The organism is Phenylobacterium sp., from assembly GCF_036263695.1.
Classification (GTDB): Bacteria; Pseudomonadota; Alphaproteobacteria; order Caulobacterales; family Caulobacteraceae; genus Phenylobacterium.
Map to the genome: position 1 here is coordinate 1 of NZ_DATAGM010000002.1, position 2,493 is coordinate 2,493.

Annotated in this window: 3 protein-coding genes; all 3 read right to left on the bottom strand. The window is 71.8% G+C overall.

Features of this window, described 5'->3' with window-relative positions:
• A partial coding sequence (locus VHK87_RS00040) for a xanthine dehydrogenase family protein molybdopterin-binding subunit (RefSeq protein WP_329632854.1) occupies window positions 1-1,238 on the bottom strand: 1,238 nt, incomplete at its 3' end.
• The gene (locus VHK87_RS00045) at window positions 1,235-2,185 is read right to left on the bottom strand and encodes an FAD binding domain-containing protein (protein WP_329632855.1); all 951 of its coding nucleotides are present in this window, start codon (window positions 2,183-2,185) and stop codon (window positions 1,235-1,237) included. The genes VHK87_RS00045 and VHK87_RS00040, both read right to left, overlap by 4 nt.
• Window positions 2,182-2,493, bottom strand: a 312-nt coding sequence (locus tag VHK87_RS00050; RefSeq protein WP_329632856.1) for a 2Fe-2S iron-sulfur cluster-binding protein, incomplete at its 5' end; no start/stop codon positions are given. The genes VHK87_RS00045 and VHK87_RS00050, both read right to left, overlap by 4 nt.

Here is a 2,493-nt window from a genome sequence, read left to right on the forward strand (position 1 = left end):
CGCACCAGCTGGCGCAGGGAGAAGGGCTTGCCGGTCTCCGGATCCACCTCCGGCTCGTTGCGGATGCGCAGCTCGACGGGATCGAGACCGAGCTGCTCGGCCAGCTCGTCCATGGCGCATTCGAGGGACAGCATCCCGGAAGCCTCGCCGGGCGCTCGCATCGGGCCGGCGTGGGGCAGATCCAGGTGCACCAGCCGGTGGCCGGTCAGGCGGTTGGGCGCCGCATAGAGGCTGCGGCAGAAGTTGGAGGCGTGCTCGGTGAAGCTGCCGTGCCGCTGGCAATGGGTGGTGGTCATCAGCGACAGCGCGGTCAGCCGCCCGTCCTTGGTCGCCCCCAGCCGCACCTGCTGGACCGTCGCCGGCCGGTGGATGGTGCCGTGGAACATCTGCTGACGGGTGTAGGTGACCTTCACCGGCCGGCCGAGCTCGCGCGCGCCCAGGGCCGCCAGGATCAGGTCCTCGTAGGTCTGCCCCTTCCCGCCGAAGCCGCCGCCGATGTAGCGGGTCATCAGGTGGACGTCGTCGCGGTCGAGCTTGAGCGTCTCGGCCAGGCCGTGCTGGGCGGGTTTGACCATCTGCACCGAGGTGTGGACCACGCACCGCTTCGGCCCCTCCCACCAGGCGGTCGTCGCGCAGGGCTCCATCTGGCAGTGGTTCTGCAGCGGCGTCGTCCAGGTCTGGTCGAGTTGGACGGGCGCCTCCGAGAAGCCTCGGTGGAAGTCGCCGATTTCGACGTCCGCCTCCCCCGGCGGCTGGTCGGCCTCGTCGAGCGCCTCGTGGAAGACGACTTCGGGCGCGTCCTCCACGTAGGTGATCTTCACCAGGTCGGCGGCGGCGGTGGCGTTCTCCAGGGTGTCGGCGAGCACGAAGGCGACCGGCTGGCCGAAGTAGGCGACGCGGTCGGTGTCGAAAACCGGCTTCGCGGCCGCCGTGCTGCGGGGATGGACCTTGGCCCCGCGCTCGGCCTGCTCCGGCGCGTTCAGGTGGCTCCAGACGGCGAAGACGCCGGGCGAGGCGCTCGCCTCGGCCGTATCCACCGAGGCGACGCGGCCCTTGGCGATGGCCGCCGGCACCATCACGCCATAGGCGGGCGGGCTCGGGGGGACGACCTCGTAGGCGTAGGGCGCCGTGCCGGTGACCTTCAGCGGTCCCTCGTAGCGGTCCACCGCCTTGCCGATCAGGCCCGAGCGGTTCTCGCTGATCGGGTTCGGAATGGAATAGTCGGCGACAGAGCTCATGCGTCCCTCCCCGAGGCTTGCGCGATAGCCGCGGCGCCGAGGCGTGCGGTCAAGGCGATCTTGAAGTCATTTCGGCCGTTGCTGCGGGCGTCGGCCAGTTCGGCCGAGATGGCCTCCGCGGGGCCGGCGCCGGCGGCGAGCGCCGCCTCGGCCTTATCGGCCCGCCAGGGCTTGTGGGCCACGGCGCCCAGGGCGATCCGTTGGCCAGCGACGGCGACGCTGACCAGGCCCGCGGCGTAGGACGCCCGCTCCCGCGCCTTGCGGTAGATCTGTCCCCCCTGCGGCGGCGGCGGCAGGACCACCGCCGTGATCAGTTCGCCGGCGGCGAGGTTGGTCTCGATCTGCGGCGTCTCGCCGGGCAGGCGGTGCAGCTCCGTCAGCGCAAGCGCGCCCTGACCGCCGTCCGGCCGGGCCGTCTCGACCACCGCGTCCAGCGCCGCCAGCGCGACGGCCATGTCGGAGGGATGGGTGGCGATGCAGGCGTTGCTCTGGCCGAAGATCGCGCTGTTGCGGTTCAGCCCCTCCAGCGCTCCGCAGCCGGAGCCCGGCGCGCGCTTATTGCAGGGCTTGGTGGTGTCGTAGAAGTAAGCGCAGCGGGTCCGCTGCAGCAGGTTGCCGCCGACGCTCGCCTTGTTGCGCAGCTGCTGCGAGCCGCCCGCCAGGATGGCCTGGGCCACCACCGGATAGCGCCGCCGCACCCGCTCGTCGGCCGCCACCTGGCTGTTGGTGGCCATGGCGCCAATGCGCAGGCCGCCGTCCGCCGTCTCCTCGATCCCCGCCAGCGGCAGCCGGCCGACGTCGATCAGGTGGGCCGGGGCCTCGATGTGGAGCTTCATCAGGTCCAGCAGGTTGGTGCCGCCGGCGATGAATTTCGCGCCGGGCGTGGCTGCGGCGCTCCGCACCGCCCCGGCCACGTCGCTCGCCCGCTCGTAGGTGAACGGCCTCATGCGGCCGCTCCCAGCACGTCCTTGATGGCCGCGATGATCTGCGGATAGGCCGAGCAGCGGCAGATGTTGCCGCTCATCCGCTCGCGCAGCTCGTCGTCGGTGACGACCAGCTTGGCCGCGAGGTCCGCCGTCTCCTGGCTCGGCCACCCGGCCTCAAGCTCCTTCAGGAGCCCCGCGGCCGAACAGATCTGGCCCGGCGTGCAGTAGCCGCACTGGAAGGCGTCGTGCTCCAGGAAGGCCTTCTGCAGGGGGTGCAGCCGCTCGGGCGAGCCCAGCCCCTCGATGGTCGTCACCTCGTCGCCGTCGTG

Bases quoted from the DNA above. Each gene is read 5' to 3' on its own strand.
- VHK87_RS00045 (WP_329632855.1), bottom strand. From the start codon at position 2,185: ATGAGGCCGTTCACCTACGAGCGGGCGAGCGACGTGGCCGGGGCGGTG.